The organism is Cytobacillus kochii (genome assembly GCF_020171845.1).
Classification (GTDB): domain Bacteria; phylum Bacillota; class Bacilli; order Bacillales; family Cytobacillaceae; genus Cytobacillus; species Cytobacillus kochii.
In genome coordinates, this window is sequence record NZ_JAIVAM010000014.1 from 1 (window position 1) to 17,385 (window position 17,385).

18 protein-coding genes, 1 rRNA gene and 1 other annotated feature are annotated in these 17,385 nt (G+C 38.0%); all 19 genes read left to right on the forward strand.

What is annotated here, in order from left to right:
* Nucleotides 1–117, forward strand: a 5S ribosomal RNA gene (gene rrf / locus LCM23_RS20955).
* A gap of 247 nt (nt 118–364) precedes the next feature.
* Complete coding sequence (locus tag LCM23_RS20960) at nt 365–826, forward strand: CtsR family transcriptional regulator (protein ID WP_095371254.1); 462 nt, start codon at nt 365–367, stop codon at nt 824–826.
* A 27-nt stretch (nt 827–853) separates the two neighbouring features.
* The gene (locus tag LCM23_RS20965) at nt 854–1,402 is read left to right on the forward strand and encodes a UvrB/UvrC motif-containing protein (RefSeq protein ID WP_224938655.1); all 549 of its coding nucleotides are present in this window, start codon (nt 854–856) and stop codon (nt 1,400–1,402) included.
* Nucleotides 1,403–1,404: 2 nt separating this feature from the next.
* Complete coding sequence (locus tag LCM23_RS20970; protein ID WP_224938656.1) at nt 1,405–2,484, forward strand: protein arginine kinase; 1,080 nt, start codon at nt 1,405–1,407, stop codon at nt 2,482–2,484.
* A gap of 6 nt (nt 2,485–2,490) precedes the next feature.
* Nucleotides 2,491–4,935 carry an ATP-dependent protease ATP-binding subunit ClpC gene (gene clpC, locus LCM23_RS20975; RefSeq protein WP_224938657.1) on the forward strand — a complete coding sequence of 815 codons (2,445 nt, stop codon included), beginning with the start codon at nt 2,491–2,493 and terminating at the stop codon, nt 4,933–4,935.
* Between the two features lie 159 nt (nt 4,936–5,094).
* Complete coding sequence (gene radA / locus LCM23_RS20980; protein ID WP_095371250.1) at nt 5,095–6,474, forward strand: DNA repair protein RadA; 1,380 nt, start codon at nt 5,095–5,097, stop codon at nt 6,472–6,474.
* Nucleotides 6,475–6,478: 4 nt separating this feature from the next.
* Nucleotides 6,479–7,552, forward strand: coding sequence for a DNA integrity scanning diadenylate cyclase DisA (disA, locus tag LCM23_RS20985; RefSeq protein ID WP_095371249.1), 1,074 nt, complete (start codon nt 6,479–6,481; stop codon nt 7,550–7,552).
* A 217-nt stretch (nt 7,553–7,769) separates the two neighbouring features.
* Nucleotides 7,770–8,852: a PIN/TRAM domain-containing protein gene (locus LCM23_RS20990; protein ID WP_224938658.1), complete on the forward strand. Its 1,083-nt coding sequence runs from the start codon at nt 7,770–7,772 to the stop codon at nt 8,850–8,852.
* Nucleotides 8,853–8,939: 87 nt separating this feature from the next.
* Nucleotides 8,940–9,629, forward strand: coding sequence for a 2-C-methyl-D-erythritol 4-phosphate cytidylyltransferase (gene ispD / locus LCM23_RS20995; RefSeq protein WP_224938659.1), 690 nt, complete (start codon nt 8,940–8,942; stop codon nt 9,627–9,629).
* A 13-nt stretch (nt 9,630–9,642) separates the two neighbouring features.
* Nucleotides 9,643–10,122, forward strand: coding sequence for a 2-C-methyl-D-erythritol 2,4-cyclodiphosphate synthase (ispF, locus tag LCM23_RS21000; RefSeq protein ID WP_095371246.1), 480 nt, complete (start codon nt 9,643–9,645; stop codon nt 10,120–10,122).
* Nucleotides 10,123–10,275: 153 nt separating this feature from the next.
* Nucleotides 10,276–11,733 (forward strand): glutamate--tRNA ligase, encoded by a 1,458-nt coding sequence (gltX, locus tag LCM23_RS21005; RefSeq protein WP_224938660.1) that lies wholly within the window; start codon nt 10,276–10,278, stop codon nt 11,731–11,733.
* 67 nt (nt 11,734–11,800) lie between these two features.
* Nucleotides 11,801–12,026: a binding site (T-box leader), on the forward strand.
* A 148-nt stretch (nt 12,027–12,174) separates the two neighbouring features.
* Nucleotides 12,175–12,825: a serine O-acetyltransferase gene (cysE, locus tag LCM23_RS21010; protein WP_224938661.1), complete on the forward strand. Its 651-nt coding sequence runs from the start codon at nt 12,175–12,177 to the stop codon at nt 12,823–12,825.
* Entirely contained in the window at nt 12,825–14,225 is a 1,401-nt protein-coding gene (gene cysS, locus LCM23_RS21015; protein ID WP_224938662.1) for a cysteine--tRNA ligase, read from the forward strand. The genes cysE and cysS overlap by 1 nt, the downstream gene beginning before the upstream one ends.
* 5 nt (nt 14,226–14,230) lie before the next feature.
* Nucleotides 14,231–14,656, forward strand: a complete 426-nt coding sequence (locus LCM23_RS21020) for a Mini-ribonuclease 3 (protein WP_095373563.1) — start codon at nt 14,231–14,233, stop codon at nt 14,654–14,656.
* Nucleotides 14,653–15,396 (forward strand): 23S rRNA (guanosine(2251)-2'-O)-methyltransferase RlmB, encoded by a 744-nt coding sequence (gene rlmB, locus LCM23_RS21025; protein ID WP_095371242.1) that lies wholly within the window; start codon nt 14,653–14,655, stop codon nt 15,394–15,396. The genes LCM23_RS21020 and rlmB overlap by 4 nt, the downstream gene beginning before the upstream one ends.
* Nucleotides 15,397–15,398: 2 nt before the next feature.
* Nucleotides 15,399–15,905: an NYN domain-containing protein gene (locus LCM23_RS21030; protein ID WP_224938663.1), complete on the forward strand. Its 507-nt coding sequence runs from the start codon at nt 15,399–15,401 to the stop codon at nt 15,903–15,905.
* 74 nt (nt 15,906–15,979) lie between these two features.
* Nucleotides 15,980–16,636 carry an RNA polymerase sporulation sigma factor SigH gene (gene sigH, locus LCM23_RS21035; protein WP_095371240.1) on the forward strand — a complete coding sequence of 219 codons (657 nt, stop codon included), beginning with the start codon at nt 15,980–15,982 and terminating at the stop codon, nt 16,634–16,636.
* Between the two features lie 147 nt (nt 16,637–16,783).
* Entirely contained in the window at nt 16,784–16,927 is a 144-nt protein-coding gene (gene rpmG, locus LCM23_RS21040; RefSeq protein ID WP_191816903.1) for a 50S ribosomal protein L33, read from the forward strand.
* Between the two features lie 110 nt (nt 16,928–17,037).
* Nucleotides 17,038–17,220 (forward strand): preprotein translocase subunit SecE, encoded by a 183-nt coding sequence (gene secE / locus LCM23_RS21045; RefSeq protein ID WP_095371238.1) that lies wholly within the window; start codon nt 17,038–17,040, stop codon nt 17,218–17,220.
* Nucleotides 17,221–17,385: the final 165 nt, after the last annotated feature.

Consider the following 17,385-nt stretch of genomic DNA (forward strand, 5'->3'; position numbering starts at 1 on the left):
TCCGGTGGCGATAGCGAGAAGGTCACACCCGTTCCCATACCGAACACGGAAGTTAAGCTTCTCAGCGCCGATGGTAGTTAGGGGCTGTCCCCTTGTGAGAGTAGGACGTTGCCGGGCAAGATAAAAGAGCACATCATTTATGTGCTCTTTTTTGTCATGCTATAATGAATTCGTTTATTTAAATGGACAAATAACATCTATACAATCTAAACATAATATAAATTTAATGAACGAACCTATATTTCATACGTTTGAGATTTAGAAAAAAAGGGGAAAATTAATAATACTACTTCGTTGCAACATTTCACACAAATCATGTATAATTTATGTCAAATATAGTCAAAGTCAGATAGGGGGAGGCCGGGTGAAAAATATATCAGATATTATTGAAAAATATCTTAAAGAAGTCTTGGAACTTAGCGAAAGGGAAATTGTTGAAATTAAGCGGAGCGAGATCGCTGATAAATTTCAATGTGTCCCATCTCAAATAAATTACGTCATAAATACTCGGTTTACAGTTGAAAAAGGCTATGCTGTCGAAAGCAAACGTGGCGGTGGTGGTTATATAAGAATCACCAAAGTGCAAGCATATGATTATGTTGATTTAATTAATCAATTGATTAGGATTGTACGTGATCGTATTTCACAAAATAGTGCTGAAAATATTATAAACAGATTAGTTGAAGAAGAGATTATTACTACTCGAGAAGCGAAGATTATGTTAAGTGTCATTGATCGTTCAGTTCTTTACTTAGAGTTACCCTATAGGGATGAGTTAAGAGCAAGGATGCTTGTTGCGATGCTAAATACATTGAAATATAAGTAGGTTGTAAAGTATGGAGGGGTGAAACAGATGATATGCCAAGAATGTAATCAGAGACCTGCGACTCTACATTTTACAAAAATTATGAATGGCGAAAAGGCTGAGTTCCATTTATGTGAAAAATGTGCCCAAGAACATGGGGATATGTTTATGTTAAATAATGGATCTGGGTTTTCTATTAATAATCTATTGAGCGGATTATTTAATATAGATACAAGTTATGCAAATAACCAAGCTCAGTTAAATAAACAAACGCAGGTAGTACAGTGTGAGCAATGCTCGATGACCTTTCCTCAATTTGTTAAAGTCGGGAAATTCGGATGTGCCCACTGTTATGATTCTTTCCGAGCACAGTTAAAGCCAATTATTAAAAGGCTTCATAGTGGTAATTGGAATCATAACGGAAAAATCCCTACAAGAATGGGTGGAGATATCCATTTAAAAAAGCAAATTGAGGATTTAAAAATAAACTTGAAAGAACTTATAACTAAAGAGGAGTTTGAGAAAGCAGCAGAGACAAGAGATGCAATACGTGAATTGGAAAAAGAAATGAAAAACCATCTAGAGGGAGGGGAATGAACTTGTCTTTAGAAAGGTTTATCAATCAGGCTGTCAGCTCTTGGATGAGTGCAGAAGGTCCTGATTCTGATATCGTACTTAGTTCTAGAATTCGTTTAGCTCGCAATATTAAACAGGTTAATTTTCCAACCATCTTTTCTCATGATGAAGCTAAACGTGTGATAGATATCATTAAAGCAAGAATGGAAAAATCGACTTTTGATACTTATGGTGACTTTTCGTTATTGCAAATGGATGATTTACAACCATTGCAAAAAAGGGTGCTGATGGAAAAACATTTGATTAGTCCTCATTTAGCAGAAAACGCTAGTCATGGTGCCTGCCTACTTACTGAAAATGAAGAGGTTAGCATTATGTTGAATGAAGAAGATCATATACGTATACAGTGTTTATTTCCAGGCTTCCAATTATCAGAAGCATTAGAAGTTGCAAACCAAATTGATGATTGGTTAGAAACTGAGATTGATTATGCATATGATGAACAGGTAGGGTATTTAACTAGTTGCCCAACAAATGTGGGCACAGGTCTCAGAGCATCTGTCATGATGCATTTACCAGGATTAGTATTAACTCATCAAATGAATAGAATCATTCCAGCAATTAACCAACTTGGATTAGTTGTTAGAGGAATTTATGGAGAAGGTAGCGAAGCATTAGGTAATATCTTTCAAGTTTCTAACCAAATCACATTAGGGAAATCAGAAGAAGATATTGCTGAGGATTTAAAAAGTGTTGTGGAGCAATTAATTTCGCAGGAAAGGTCAGCAAGAGAAGCATTAGCGAAAACCTCTAACATACAATTAGAAGATAGAGTCTTCAGATCCTATGGTATTTTATCTAATAGCCGAATCATTGAATCAAAAGAAGCGGCTAGATGTTTATCGGATGTTCGCCTTGGAATAGACATGGACTATATACAAGGCATATCAAAAAATATATTAAATGAATTAATGGTTTTAACACAACCAGGATTTTTACAGCAATATGCTGGAGGCCCATTACGACCGTTTGAACGGGATATTCGTAGAGCTTCTCTTATTCGAGAAAGATTAAAAATGGAAGATCAAGAGTTGGGAGGATGATGATAGATGATGTTTGGACGTTTTACTGAGAGAGCACAAAAAGTATTAGCATTAGCACAGGAAGAAGCCATTCGCTTAGGACATAACAATATTGGGACTGAGCATATACTTCTAGGGTTAGTAAGTGAAGGTGAAGGAATTGCCGCTAAAGCACTTTATGCCTTAGGTCTGGGTTCAGAAAAAATTCAAACGGAAGTTGAAAATCTAATAGGTAGAGGGCAAGAGGCCTCCCAAACACCGCATTATACACCAAGAGCAAAAAAAGTAATTGAACTATCAATGGATGAAGCAAGAAAATTGGGCCATTCCTATGTGGGAACTGAGCACATTTTACTTGGTTTAATTAGAGAAGGTGAGGGTGTAGCTGCAAGAGTACTTAATAACCTTGGCGTAAGTTTAAATAAGGCAAGACAGCAAGTACTACAATTACTTGGTAGTAGCGAGTCTAACGGGCATCAAGGCAGCTCTTCAGCCAATGCAAATACACCAACATTAGATGGTTTAGCGAGAGATCTAACTGCCATTGCACGTGAAGGAAGCTTAGATCCAGTTATTGGCCGTAGTAAAGAGATTCAACGTGTAATTGAAGTATTAAGCAGAAGAACAAAAAATAACCCAGTATTAATTGGAGAACCTGGTGTGGGTAAAACTGCGATAGCAGAAGGCCTTGCACAACAGATCATAAATAATGAAGTGCCGGAAACGCTACGTGATAAACGTGTAATGACTTTAGATATGGGTACGGTAGTTGCAGGTACAAAATACCGAGGAGAATTTGAGGATCGCTTGAAGAAAGTGATGGACGAAATTCGTCAGGCGGGCAACATTATTTTGTTCATCGATGAATTGCATACATTAATTGGTGCTGGTGGAGCAGAAGGTGCAATTGATGCATCAAATATTTTAAAGCCATCACTTGCGCGTGGAGAGCTACAATGTATTGGAGCGACGACGCTAGATGAGTATCGCAAATATATTGAGAAGGATGCAGCGCTTGAGCGTAGGTTCCAACCAATTACGGTTGATGAGCCTACTGCAGATGAGTCCGTACAAATTTTAAAAGGACTACGTGACCGTTATGAAGCCCATCACCGGGTGACAATTACGGATCAAGCCATTGATGCGGCAGTTAAGTTATCAGATCGTTATATCTCTGATCGTTTCTTACCAGATAAAGCAATTGATTTAATTGATGAAGCAGGTTCAAAAGTTCGCCTACGTTCTTATACAACGCCTCCGAATCTCAAGGAGTTAGAAGTTAAATTAGAAGATGTAAGAAAAGAAAAGGATGCAGCTGTTCAAAGTCAAGAGTTTGAGAAAGCAGCATCTTTAAGAGACAATGAACAAAGATTAAGAGAAAAGTTAGAAGAAACTAAGAAAACGTGGAAAGAAAAGCAAGGGAAAGAAAATACTGAAGTGACTGTAGAGGATATTGCCAATGTCGTTTCTAACTGGACAGGAATTCCAGTTACGAAATTGGCACAAACTGAGACCGAAAAACTATTGAATTTAGAAGAAATCTTACATTCTCGCGTAATTGGCCAAGAGGAAGCAGTAAAGGCGATCTCTAAAGCAGTTAGACGGGCAAGAGCGGGTCTTAAAGATCCGAAGAGACCAATTGGTTCTTTCGTTTTCCTAGGTCCAACAGGTGTGGGTAAGACAGAACTTGCTCGGGCCTTAGCTGAAGCGATGTTCGGTGATGAGGAAGCGATGATTCGCATCGATATGTCTGAGTATATGGAGAAACATTCCACATCTAGATTAGTTGGTTCACCTCCAGGCTATGTTGGATTTGAAGAAGGAGGCCAATTAACTGAGAAAGTACGTAGAAAACCGTATTCAGTTGTCTTATTAGATGAAATTGAGAAAGCCCATCCGGATGTATTTAACATTCTTCTGCAAGTATTGGAAGATGGACGGTTAACAGATTCTAAAGGACGTACAGTCGATTTCCGAAACACGGTGCTCATCATGACGTCAAATGTTGGTGCAGAAGCACTTAAGCGTAATAAATATGTAGGCTTCAATATTCAAGATGATGAACATGATTACAAAGATATGAAAGGAAAGGTTATGGAGGAATTGAAAAAGGCCTTCAGACCTGAATTCTTAAACCGTATCGATGAGATTATTGTCTTCCATGCATTAGAAAGAAAGCATCTGCAAGAGATTGTTACACTCATGTCCGATGCCTTAACGAACCGTTTAAAAGAACAGGATATTACATTATCCCTATCTGAATCTGCTAAGGTAAAAATATCAGAAGAAGGCTACGATCCAGAGTATGGTGCACGGCCGCTTAGAAGAGCGATCCAAAAGCATATTGAAGATCGCTTATCTGAGGAATTATTAAGAGGAAAAGTGCTTACTGGTCAAGAGGTAGTAATCGATGTTGAGGATGGCGAATTTGTCGTAAAAACAGCCGAACCAACTGGCACAGCACAAAAATAATTAGATGTTAGAGAGAAGGTACACGCTAATCAATAGTGTGTACCTTTTTTGATAACAACAAATTTTCTTCCAATTATATGTTAACCTTTGAATACAAACGATTCCATTGATATAGTAAGAAATATAAATGTGTTGTACGAAAGAGAAGGAGAATGAAGATTGGCGAAAAGAAAATCAAAATTCATATGTCAAGAATGTGGTTATGAATCGGCAAAGTGGATGGGGAAGTGTCCCGGATGTGGTGTATGGAATAAAATGACGGAAGAAATTGAGAAACCTGCTAATTCGAGAAGAGGGGCGTTTGCACATACACAAGAGACAACGATTAGAGCAAAAGCGACTCCGATTCCAAAAATTGAAACAGTCAATGAGCCACGTATTTATACGGAAATGAAGGAGTTAAATCGAGTCCTTGGTGGTGGGGTTGTCAGAGGATCTCTCGTTTTAATAGGTGGAGATCCTGGGATTGGAAAATCAACACTACTGTTGCAAGTTTCTTCCCAATTATCTAATAAACAGCATTCTGTACTTTATATTTCTGGAGAAGAGTCGATAAGACAAACGAAGCTACGAGCTGACAGATTAAATATTTCATCAGAACATCTACTTGTTTATGCAGAGACAAGTTTAGAAGAGATTAGTCAAACGATTGATGAGGTGAAGCCGGAGTTTGTTATCATTGACTCCATTCAAACTATTTATCACCCGGAAGTGACCTCGGCTCCTGGTAGTGTTTCGCAGGTAAGAGAGTGTACGGCTGAGCTTATGAGAATCGGGAAAACGAAAGGGATTGCGATCTTTATTGTTGGACATGTAACGAAAGAAGGGTCGATCGCCGGCCCTAGGTTGCTTGAACATATGGTGGATACGGTGCTTTATTTTGAAGGGGAAAGGCATCACACGTATCGAATTTTAAGAGCAGTCAAAAACCGATTTGGTTCTACGAATGAAATGGGTATTTTTGAAATGAAAGAATTAGGTTTAGAAGAAGTGGCAAACCCTTCAGAGATTTTTTTAGAAGAACGATCACAAGGAGCAGCGGGTTCAACTGTTGTGGCTTCAATGGAAGGAACTCGGCCCGTTCTTGTAGAAATACAAGCATTAATATCCCCTACGAGTTTTGGTAATCCAAGAAGAATGGCAACAGGGATTGATCATAACCGTGTGCCGCTATTAATGGCGGTATTGGAGAAACGGGTCGGTATGTTGTTACAAAATCAAGATGCGTATTTGAAGGTTGCTGGAGGGGTAAAACTAGATGAGCCAGCAATTGATTTGGCGGTTGCAGTCAGTATCGCATCAAGCTTTCGAGATAAGCCAACAAGAGCAACAGATTGCATTATCGGTGAGGTGGGCCTTACTGGAGAAATAAGAAGAGTTTCAAGAATTGAACAGCGAGTCCAGGAGGCTGCGAAACTAGGATTTGAGAGAATTATTTTACCAGCGAATAATTTGAGCGGCTGGACAGGTCCTAAAAATGTTCAATTGATTGGCGTTCACTCGGTTAGTGAAGCACTTGAAGCTGCATTAGGAGGGTAAGCATATGGATTCAAAGAAACAAAGTGAAATTACAATCAGCGAATTATTGAAATTTTTAGCACCAGGGACACCCCTACGTGCAGGTATAGATAATGTATTAAGAGCAAACACGGGTGGATTAATTGTTCTTTGTTCTAAGGAGCAGATTGCCAGTTTAGTGGATGGGGGCTTCCAAATTAATTGCCCTTTTTCTCCAAACTATTTATATGAGCTAGCTAAGATGGATGGGGCGATTATTCTCAATCAAGAAGGAAATAAAATTCTTATTGCCAACGCCCAACTCGCACCAGATTCGAGTATTCCTTCCTCTGAGACAGGGATGCGACATCGGACAGCAGAGCGGGTGGCGAAACAAACAGGTGCGCTTGTTATTGCTGTTTCACAACGCCGTAATGTCATTACTTTATATAAAGGGGCTTCTCGTTATTCACTAAAGGATATTGGCGTTATATTAACAAAGGCTAATGTGGCAGTCACAACATTAGAGAAATATAAAGTTGTTCTTGAGCAAAGTATATCTAATTTAGGTATTCTCGAATTTGAAGAACAGGTGACCTATAATGATGTGTTAAATGTTATGCATAATATAGAAATGCTGTTAAGAATTAAAAATGAGTTACTAACTTATTTAAGCGAGTTAGGGACAGAAGGACGTCTCATTCGTTTACAAATGAATGAGTTATTGATTGAAATGGAAAGAGAATCAGAATTCGTTATTATGGATTATGCTAATGACCGTGATATTAGGGCAAAGGAAGCGCTTCAAAAGCTTCAAGAGTTATCAAAAGGTGAGACTTTAGAAGACTCAGTTATCATGAAATTGCTAGGCTTTCATGGCTATATTCATACCGAAGAAGTCATTCATCCTAGAGGGATTCGTGTGCTGCATAAGGTGCCGCGATTACCACCTATTATTATTGATAACCTCGTTGATCGCTTTGAGGAACTGAGGTATATAGCGGCAGCTTCTATTGAAGAATTAGATGAGGTAGAAGGTATAGGAGAGGTACGGGCTAGGAAGATTGATGAAGGCCTCAAGCTTATACAAGACCAATTTTTTTCCGACCGACATTTATAAATACCATTGAACTACTATTCACCTTATGATAGAATAGGTAGTTTATCATTTGACATTCCCTTACTTACGGTGCTAGTCTAAGAGTATTCATAATCGTTTAATCTATCCTTTTATTTAGTTTACTGCAATAATTTTTTGTTTATAATATAAAATTTTCCAATATTGTGCGTTTTTTATTTTTGGAATTTGTTAATAATGAATAAAAGGAGGTGAGGGAATGTTAAAGAGAATTGTACAAGTCTGTTTCCTTATATTTGGGATCACATTAGGAATTTTTGTGATACCAGAATTACTATTTCTAATTAGTTTAGATGACATTCCATTATTAAATAATCCTTATGTTTCCGCCATTTTAGGAGCTATTATTTTCTATCTTTTAACATTTTGGGCGGTTGACCATGTTGTCAATTTCATTAAATGGACAGAAGAATCGATTGTAAAGGTGCCAATTACCGATATTATATTTGGTAGTGTTGGACTGGTGTTTGGTCTTGTTGTTGCGTTTTTACTTGGTTATGGATTGTCGACACTCGAGATACCGGTATTAAATACTGTTGCTCCTATCGTCTTAACACTGTTATTTGGATATTTAGGTTTTCAAGTTGGATTTAAAAAACGAGATGAATTACTCAATCTTTTTACAAACAAAAAGAAAAAGTTAACTGAAGAAGAAGATAGTCAATCTGATGTGAATAAGCTTAAAATATTAGATACAAGTGTTATTATCGATGGTCGAGTAGCTGATATTTGTCAAACAGGATTTTTAGAAGGAACAATCGTTATTCCTCGTTTTGTGTTAGAAGAATTACAGCATATTGCCGATTCATCTGATGTGTTAAAAAGAAATCGTGGCCGCCGCGGTTTAGACATTCTCAATCGTATTCAAAGTGAGCTATCTATAAAGGTAGAAATTTACGAAGGTAATTTTGAAGAAATACAAGAAGTGGATAGTAAGCTAGTGAAATTAGCGAAATTAACTAACGGTGTGGTTGTAACCAATGATTTTAACCTGAATAAGGTATGCGAGCTACAGAAAGTCGCAGTTCTAAATATTAATGATCTGGCGAATGCTGTGAAGCCGGTTGTGCTTCCGGGAGAAGAAATGAAAGTTCAGGTCATTAAGGACGGAAAAGAACAAAATCAAGGGATTGCCTATTTAGACGATGGCACAATGATTGTCGTAGAAGAAGGTAGAAATTATATTGGCAAGCATATTGATGTAGTAGTGACAAGTGTATTGCAAACATCTGCGGGTAGAATGATTTTTGCTAAACCAAAACTTTTAGAAAAAGCATTATAATTATAGTATAGAAGAAGCAGAAGAGGGGGCCGTAAACGGGCTCTTTTCTTCCGCTTTTTATGCTGATTAAGGGAGTTAAAAGAAAATATGGGGTATAGAGTCGTCATCCCTGCAGCGGGGCAAGGGAAGAGAATGGGTGCTTCAAAAAATAAACTGTTGCTAGAACTAAGAGGGGTACCTATTTTTATACATACATTGCGCGTTTTCCAACGAGACTCAGCGTGTGAAGGGATTTATTTAGCTATTAATCCTGCAGAGGAAAAGGAGATACGTGCGTTAATCGCTAAGCATGGGATTGATAAGGTGAAGGCGTATATCGGTGGTGGACAGGAAAGGCAGCATAGCATTAGTCATGTGATTCGTGCGTTAACAGGTGAAGGGATTGTGTTAGTGCATGATGCCGCTCGTCCTTTTGTTGAACAAGAGCATATCGATCAACTTGTATCTCAAGCTCAGTCCAATGATGGCGCCATTTTAGCCGTTCCAGTGAAAGATACGATAAAAAAGGGACGTGATGGATTAGTCGAGGGAACAATTGATCGAACGAGTCTATGGTCTGTGCAAACCCCTCAAGCTTTTAAGCTTAGTATTTTACAAGCGGCATATGAGAAAGCGCAAAAGGACCAATTTGTAGGGACTGATGATGCAAGCTTGGTGGAGAGGGTACATAATAAGATTGCTTTTGTACAAGGGAATTACGATAATATTAAACTAACAACGCCTGAGGACCTATATTTTGCTGAGGCGATTTTAAATAAAAGAGATGACTTTATCTAAAGGAGAAGATAATATGTTTCGCATTGGTCAAGGATTTGATGTACATCAATTAGTTGAAGGGCGACCACTGATTATGGGTGGGGTTACGATTCCATATGAATTAGGATTACTTGGACATTCAGATGCGGATGTTTTATTACATACAGTGTCAGATGCCTGTTTAGGTGCAATTGGTGAAGGTGATATTGGTAAGCACTTCCCTGATACAGACCCAGATTTTAAAGATGCGGATTCAGCTAAACTGATGCAACATGTTTGGCAATTGGTAAAAGAAAAGGGTTATGAGCTTGTGAACGCCGATTGTACTATTATTGCTCAAAAGCCAAAAATGGCTCCTTATATTCCTGCTATAAGAGAAAGAATAGCGGAATTGTTAGAATCAGAAGTAGAGAACATTAACGTGAAAGCCACGACAACGGAAAAACTAGGATTTACAGGTAGAGGCGAAGGAATTGCTGCTCAAGTGGTAGTGTTGTTGAAGAAAAGTGCCTAGTCGGTTATTTACGGACTTTGACAACTTACAGTAGGATGATAAAATAAAGGGTGCTATTCATATTCAATTTTTGATAAAAAGATGGATCGTCAGGTGGCTTATATAGCAATCAGCGGTTTTTCGAAATAGAACCGATTTTGAAGGAGGATCATCATGTCAAGTGATATTCGTGTACGCTATGCACCAAGTCCAACGGGACATTTGCATATTGGTAATGCGCGTACAGCTTTGTTTAATTATTTATTTGCTCGTAGTAAAAATGGTAAATTCATCATTCGTATAGAAGATACAGATAAAAAACGTAATATTGAGGGCGGAGAAGAGAGTCAATTAAAATACTTACAATGGCTTGGTTTAGACTGGGATGAAAGTATTGATAAAGATGGTGGATACGGCCCGTACCGTCAATCAGAAAGAAACGAAATTTACAAAAAGTATTATCAACAGTTACTTGATAGTGGACAAGCTTATAAGTGTTATTGTACTGAAGAAGAGTTAGAAGCTGAACGTGAGGCGCAAATGGCTAAAGGTGAAACGCCGATTTACTCTGGAAAGTGCAGACATTTATCAGACGATGATCGCCAACAACTCGAAGCTGAAGGAAGAAAACCGAGTATTCGTTTTCTTGTCCCACAAGGAAAAGTATATGCATTCAATGATATGGTTAAAGGAGAAGTGTCATTTGAGTCAGATGGCATAGGTGATCATGTAATTGTTAAAAAAGACGGGACACCGACATATAATTTTGCTGTAGCCATAGATGATTATTTAATGAAAATCTCTCATGTATTACGTGGAGATGATCATATTTCAAATACACCCAAACAAATTATGATTTATGAGGCGCTTGGCTTCCAAGTACCTGTATTTGGTCACATGACGCTAATAGTGAATGAAAGTCGTAAAAAATTAAGTAAACGTGATGAGTCAATCATTCAATTCATTGAACAATACGAAGAGCTAGGTTACTTGCCTGAAGCTTTGTTTAACTTTATCGCTTTACTTGGTTGGTCTCCGAGTGGAGAGGAAGAATTATTCTCCAAAGATGAGCTAATTGAAATCTTTGATGAGTCAAGATTATCTAAGTCACCGGCTTTATTCGATATGCAGAAGCTTGCTCATATTAATGCGCAGTACATGAAAAAGTTAGATGGTGACCAGTTACTTGCTTTAACGTTACCTCATTTTAAAAAAGCAGGCAAAGTAGGAGATAATCCTTCTGAGGATGAGTTACAATGGTTAAAGAAATTAGTTGTGTTGCTGCAAGAGAAAATGAGTTATGGTGCGCAAGTCATTGAACTAAGTGAATTATTCTTTGTTCAGGATATCGAAGTTGAATCAGAAGCAAGCGAAGTTTTAGCTGAAGAGCAAGTACCGGAAGTGTTGACTGCTTTCTTACATGAAGTAGAGGCGCTTGAGGTATTTGAAGCTGATCAAATAAAGGCGGCAATGAAGTCAGTACAGAAAGCGACAGGACATAAAGGGAAAAAATTATTTATGCCGATTCGCTCAGCAACAACGGGGCAGACACATGGTCCAGACCTACCGAAAGCAATGGAGTTATTAGGTAGGGAAACTGTAAAAATTCGCCTACAGCGTATTTTAGGTTAACATATCGGTAAAAATATAATATAGTATAGAATATTAACGTATAAATATTTAGAAAATCATTATAGATGCTAAATCATTGAAGAGGAAAAGTAAGAGTAATGACTGTTTATTAGAGAGAACCATCATCGGCTGAAAGTGGTTTAAACCTCTCATTCTCTGAAGTGCCCCTCTGAGTCCTGTTTCGAACCTTTATAGTAGAAATAGGCGGTTACCTTCCCGTTAACGAGGCAGAGTTGGAGCTTTTATTATATGAAAGCTTAAACAGAGTGGAACCGCGTGTAAACGTCTCTGTCTATTTTAGACAGGGGCGTTTTTTATTTATAGATATGTTATTTGTTTTCTGGTGATAAGGACCCACCAAAAGAGAGAATGTAATCACTGTTACTTTTGTTGTTTTTATTATACGAGAAAAATGCTATTTAAAGACTGGAGGGAGAGAGCATGTTTAAAAGAATGAAGGAAGATATAGATGTTGTGTTTGAACAGGATCCTGCCGCAAGAAGTGTTTTTGAAGTAGTGTTAACCTACTCAGGATTACATGCGATTTGGAATCATCGTATTGCACACAGTCTTTATAAAAATAAATTTTTCTTCCTTGCAAGGTTGGTTTCGCAAATTAGTCGTTTTTTTACTGGGATAGAAATTCACCCTGGGGCGAAAATAGGCCGTCGATTTTTTATTGATCACGGGATGGGTGTTGTTATTGGAGAGACATGCGAGATTGGAGATAATGTCACTGTCTATCAAGGTGTAACACTTGGGGGAACAGGGAAAGAAAAAGGCAAAAGACATCCAACGATTAAGGATAATGCTCTTATTGCTACAGGGGCAAAAGTGCTTGGATCCATTACAATTGGGGAAAACTCAAAAATAGGTGCCGGCTCAGTTGTTTTACATGAAGTGCCACCTAATTCAACGGTTGTTGGTATACCTGGTAAGGTAAAAATCCAAGATGGCGTCAAAGTAACGAAAGATTTAAATCATACAGACTTACCAGATCCCATTTCTGATCGCTTTAAAGAGCTAGAAAATGAGTTAGAGCACGTGAAAAAAGAGTTTGAACAACTGAAAGCTGAAAGGAGCCACTCATAATGGCGATTCAATTATATAATACGTTAACAAGAAAAAAAGAGCCGTTTATCCCGTTAGAAGAGGGTAAAGTAAAGATGTATGTTTGTGGACCTACTGTATACAATTATATTCATATAGGAAATGCTCGCCCTGCAATTGTGTTCGATACAGTGAGGAGATATTTGGAGTATCGCGGATATGATGTGAATTTTGTGTCAAATTTCACAGATGTCGATGATAAATTAATCCGCACGGCCAAAGAACTAGGTGAAGAGGTGCCGGAAATTGCGGAGAGATTTATTGAAGCGTATTTTGAAGATGTATCGGCATTAGGCTGCAAAAAAGCAGACACACACCCGAGAGTAACAGAAAATATGGATACGATTATTGATTTTATCCAAGCGCTGATTGATAAAGGTTTTGCCTATGAATCAGAAGGAGATGTGTACTACCATACACGAAAGTTTGAAGAGTATGGCAAGCTTTCTCATCAATCGATTGATGAGTTAAAGTTAGGCAATCGTATTGCTGTTGGTGAGAAGAAGAAAGACGCACTTGATTTCGTCCTTTGGAAAGCGGCGAAGGAAGGTGAAATTAAATGGGATAGTCCTTGGGGGGCGGGTCGCCCAGGGTGGCATATTGAGTGCTCCGCTATGGCTCGTAAATATCTAGGTGACACGATTGATATTCATGCGGGAGGACAAGATTTATCATTTCCTCACCATGAGAATGAAATTGCACAGTCAGAGGCAGTGACAGGTAAAACCTTCGCTCGTTACTGGATGCATAATGGCTATATTAATATTGATAACGAGAAAATGTCTAAATCACTCGGTAATTTCGTCTTGGTACACGATATTATTAAGAAGCACAATCCGCAAGTGTTAAGGTTCTTCATGTTAGCAGTGCATTATCGTAATCAAATTAACTATAATGAAGAATTGCTGGAAAATACAAAAGCGGGTTATGAGCGTATTAAAGCATCGTATGAGAATTTAAAACATCGTAAAGAGGCGAGTAGTGAGTTAACAGAAAATAACCAAGAATGGTTAGAGAAAATTGGTGATTTACAAAAGCAATTCATCACAGATATGGATGATGATTTTAACACGGCAAATGCCATCTCTATTGTATTTGAATTATCAAAACAAGCGAATTATTATTTGATGGAAAAGAATACATCCACTGCTGTAATTGATGCATTTATGACTCAATTCGAGGATTTCTTCGATGTACTTGGACTATCGTTAGAGGATGAGCCAGAACTGCTAGATGAGGAAGTGGATCAATTGATAGCCGATCGGATTCAAGCAAGAAAAGATCGCAATTTCCAATTAGCTGATCAAATTCGTGATCAATTAAAAGAAATGAATATTATTCTTGAGGATACAGCTCAAGGAACAAGATGGAAAAGAGGATAAGAGAGATGCTTTCATACGAAGAAAATCTTAATCCTAAACAATTAAACAGTCTCGCCCTTGCTTATATGGGCGATGCTGTTTATGAACAATACGTACGTCAGGACCTATTACAAAAAGGTAATATAAGGCCACATCAGTTGCATAAGGCAGCAACGAAATATGTATCTGCTAAAGCACAATCAAAAGTGATTCATGCATTTTTGGACGAGGGCGTTTTATCAGAAGAAGAAGAGGCGGTAGTAAGACGGGGGAGAAATGCTAAATCTGGCACCATTCCGAAAAACACCGATGTACAAACTTATCGTTATAGTACTGCGTTCGAAGCATTGATAGGTTTCTTATATTTATCTAAACGAGTAGAGCGGTTAGAAGAGTTAGTAGTAAAAGCATTTAAGTGGACTGAGGATAGGAAGGAGGAGAGCAAGAAATGAGTCATGATTTCATTATTGGTAAAAACGCTGTAATCGAGGCACTTAAGTCAGAGCGTGATATGAATAAAATTATGGTTGCGGAAGGCTCTCAAAAAGGGCAAATGCAGCAAGTGGTTGGAATGGCGAAGGAAGCGGGTGTGCTGGTTCAATTTGTACCGAAAAAGAAATTGGATCAAATGGAGCTAGGGAATCATCAAGGTGTGGTTGCTCAAGTAGCTGCCTATCAATATGCCGAGTTAGATGACCTATTTAAAAAGGCAGAAAACAGTGGACAAGCTCCCTTCTTTCTTCTATTGGATGAGATTGAAGATCCTCATAATCTAGGCTCGATTATGAGAACTGCTGATGCTGTAGGTGCGCATGGGATTATTATTCCAAAAAGGCGTGCGGTTGGTTTAACAGCAACAGTGGCTAAAGCTTCAACGGGAGCGATTGAACATATTCCTGTTGCTCGTGTTACGAACTTAGCAAGAACGATTGATGAATTAAAAGAACGAGGCGTTTGGATTGCGGGTACAGATGCTAGCGGTAAACAGGATTATCGCCAATTGGATGGAGTGATGCCCATCGGATTAGTCATTGGTAGTGAAGGGAAAGGAATGGGAAGACTGATTAGAGATAAATGTGATTTTCTTATCAGCTTACCAATGGCTGGAAAAGTAACATCTTTAAATGCTTCAGTCGCTGCTGCTTTGTTGATGTATGAAGTCTACCGCAAACGCTCTCCGATTGAGCGATAATGATGAATATCCTTCTTGTTGACGGATACAATATCATCGGTGCCTGGCCAGAGCTTCAACTTCTTAAAAATAAGGATTTAGAAGCAGCCAGGGACCTGCTGGTAGAAAAGATGGCTGAATATCAAGGGTATTCCGGTTACCGAGTCATAGTTGTCTTTGATGCCCATTACGTAAAAGGGACAGAAAGAAAATTTAAGAATTATAATGTTGAAGTTATTTTTACACGTACAAACGAAACCGCAGATGAACGTATTGAAAAGCTAGCGATTGTGTTAAATAATATCAAAACACAAATCTATGTAGCTACTTCAGATTTTACAGAGCAGAGAGTCATCTTTGCTCAAGGTGCGTTAAGAAAGTCAGCCCGAGAATTACACAATGAAATGAATCATATCGAAAAACAAATTGACAAAAAAGTAAAGAAAAGCCAGGAAAATAAGCCAGTGTCTAAAATCCCATTAAGTGATGAAATCGTTGAAATTTTCGAAAAATGGCGCAGAGAACGTTAAATGATTGGTTGACGCTGGAAAATACCCTACTGTATAATATTTCTAACCATGCTTGTACGGTCGGAGGGATCAAGATGAGTATCGACTTCAGGACAAAAGCTGAAAAGCATTCTTTATACGTGCAACTCGAAGATGAAGAAGTAATTGAATTAGTGCATAAAGGTGAAAGTGAAGCGCTAGATTATTTGATCCATAAGTATCGAAACTTCGTGCGTGCAAAGGCGAGGTCTTATTTCCTCATTGGCGCCGACAAGGAAGATATTGTGCAGGAGGGAATGATTGGTCTTTATAAGGCCATTCGAGATTTTAAGGAGGACAAGTTGTCTTCCTTCAAAGCATTTGCAGAATTATGTATCACAAGACAAATTATCACTGCAATTAAAACAGCAACAAGACAGAAGCATATCCCATTGAATTCTTATGTATCGCTTGATAAGCCTATTTATGATGAGGAGTCAGATCGTACGTTAATGGATGTCATTTCTGGAGCGAAAGTGATGAACCCAGAAGAGTTAATTATTAATCAGGAAGAGTTTGACCACATCGAAGTAAAAATGTCTGAACTTTTGAGCGATTTGGAAAGAAAGGTGCTTGCCCTTTATTTAGATGGGCAATCATATCAAGAAATATCAGAAGAATTAAATCGTCATGTGAAGTCAATTGATAATGCTTTGCAAAGAGTGAAGAGAAAACTAGAGAGATATTTAGAAATAAGAGAATTCTCTTTATAACTACTATATGTTAATATATTATTTATGGGCATATGAGAACCATTTTCGATTGATAACAGTGGAAGTTTTCCTATTTTTGCTGTTATTGACATGGATTATTGGCCATGGTAGAGTTTTAATGGCATAAATGTCGAAGAGGTGTGAAAAATGCCGAAAAAAGTGATACTAGCTTGTGCCGATTGTGGGACAAGAAATTACACTACCAATAGTAACAAAGGTAATGAGAGATTGGAATTAAAGAAATTTTGCAGTAAATGCAGTGCACATACAGTTCATCGCGAAACAAAATAATAGAGTAAAGAAGAGACAAAAAAGTAATAGAATGGCATTCAGGGGGATGTATTCTTAATCTACGCTTTTTTGTTAAAGGATATATCTCTTTAAAAGTTGGGGGTTAAGAAATGGGACGCATCGTGAAGTTTTTCCGTGAAGTTGGACGTGAGATGAAAAAGGTTAGCTGGCCTACAAAGAAAGAGCTAACGAAATATACGATCACAGTTATTGTCGTTGTTTTATTCTTTACGTTATTCTTTACTGTTGTTGATTTAGGTATTTCTGAATTGATTCGTTTAATTCTTGAATAACCCCTGAGCTTCCATGGTATAATGGATGATAACACAGGAACATTTGCAGGAGCCCGGTAACGGGTTTTTTCATTTGGTCAAGAAAGGCCTAGTCCATTTGCTTAGGATTCGATTGGTTTCGTAATCCGTCAATTTAGACAAACAAGAGATGTCAGTCTTTCAAAA

Excerpts from the sequence above, each read along its gene's own strand:
- secE (WP_095371238.1), top strand. The coding sequence starts at position 17,038 with ATGGGACGCATCGTGAAGTTTTTCCGTGAAGTTGGACGTGAGATGAAA.
- cysS (WP_224938662.1), top strand. The coding sequence starts at position 12,825 with ATGGCGATTCAATTATATAATACGTTAACAAGAAAAAAAGAGCCGTTT.
- LCM23_RS21030 (WP_224938663.1), top strand. The coding sequence starts at position 15,399 with ATGAATATCCTTCTTGTTGACGGATACAATATCATCGGTGCCTGGCCA.
- gltX (WP_224938660.1), top strand. The coding sequence starts at position 10,276 with ATGTCAAGTGATATTCGTGTACGCTATGCACCAAGTCCAACGGGACAT.
- LCM23_RS20990 (WP_224938658.1), top strand. The coding sequence starts at position 7,770 with ATGTTAAAGAGAATTGTACAAGTCTGTTTCCTTATATTTGGGATCACA.
- disA (WP_095371249.1), top strand. The coding sequence starts at position 6,479 with ATGGATTCAAAGAAACAAAGTGAAATTACAATCAGCGAATTATTGAAA.
- sigH (WP_095371240.1), top strand. The coding sequence starts at position 15,980 with ATGAGTATCGACTTCAGGACAAAAGCTGAAAAGCATTCTTTATACGTG.
- cysE (WP_224938661.1), top strand. The coding sequence starts at position 12,175 with ATGTTTAAAAGAATGAAGGAAGATATAGATGTTGTGTTTGAACAGGAT.
- rpmG (WP_191816903.1), top strand. The coding sequence starts at position 16,784 with ATGCCGAAAAAAGTGATACTAGCTTGTGCCGATTGTGGGACAAGAAAT.
- clpC (WP_224938657.1), top strand. The coding sequence starts at position 2,491 with ATGATGTTTGGACGTTTTACTGAGAGAGCACAAAAAGTATTAGCATTA.
- ispF (WP_095371246.1), top strand. The coding sequence starts at position 9,643 with ATGTTTCGCATTGGTCAAGGATTTGATGTACATCAATTAGTTGAAGGG.
- LCM23_RS20965 (WP_224938655.1), top strand. The coding sequence starts at position 854 with ATGATATGCCAAGAATGTAATCAGAGACCTGCGACTCTACATTTTACA.
- LCM23_RS21020 (WP_095373563.1), top strand. The coding sequence starts at position 14,231 with ATGCTTTCATACGAAGAAAATCTTAATCCTAAACAATTAAACAGTCTC.
- ispD (WP_224938659.1), top strand. The coding sequence starts at position 8,940 with ATGGGGTATAGAGTCGTCATCCCTGCAGCGGGGCAAGGGAAGAGAATG.
- rlmB (WP_095371242.1), top strand. The coding sequence starts at position 14,653 with ATGAGTCATGATTTCATTATTGGTAAAAACGCTGTAATCGAGGCACTT.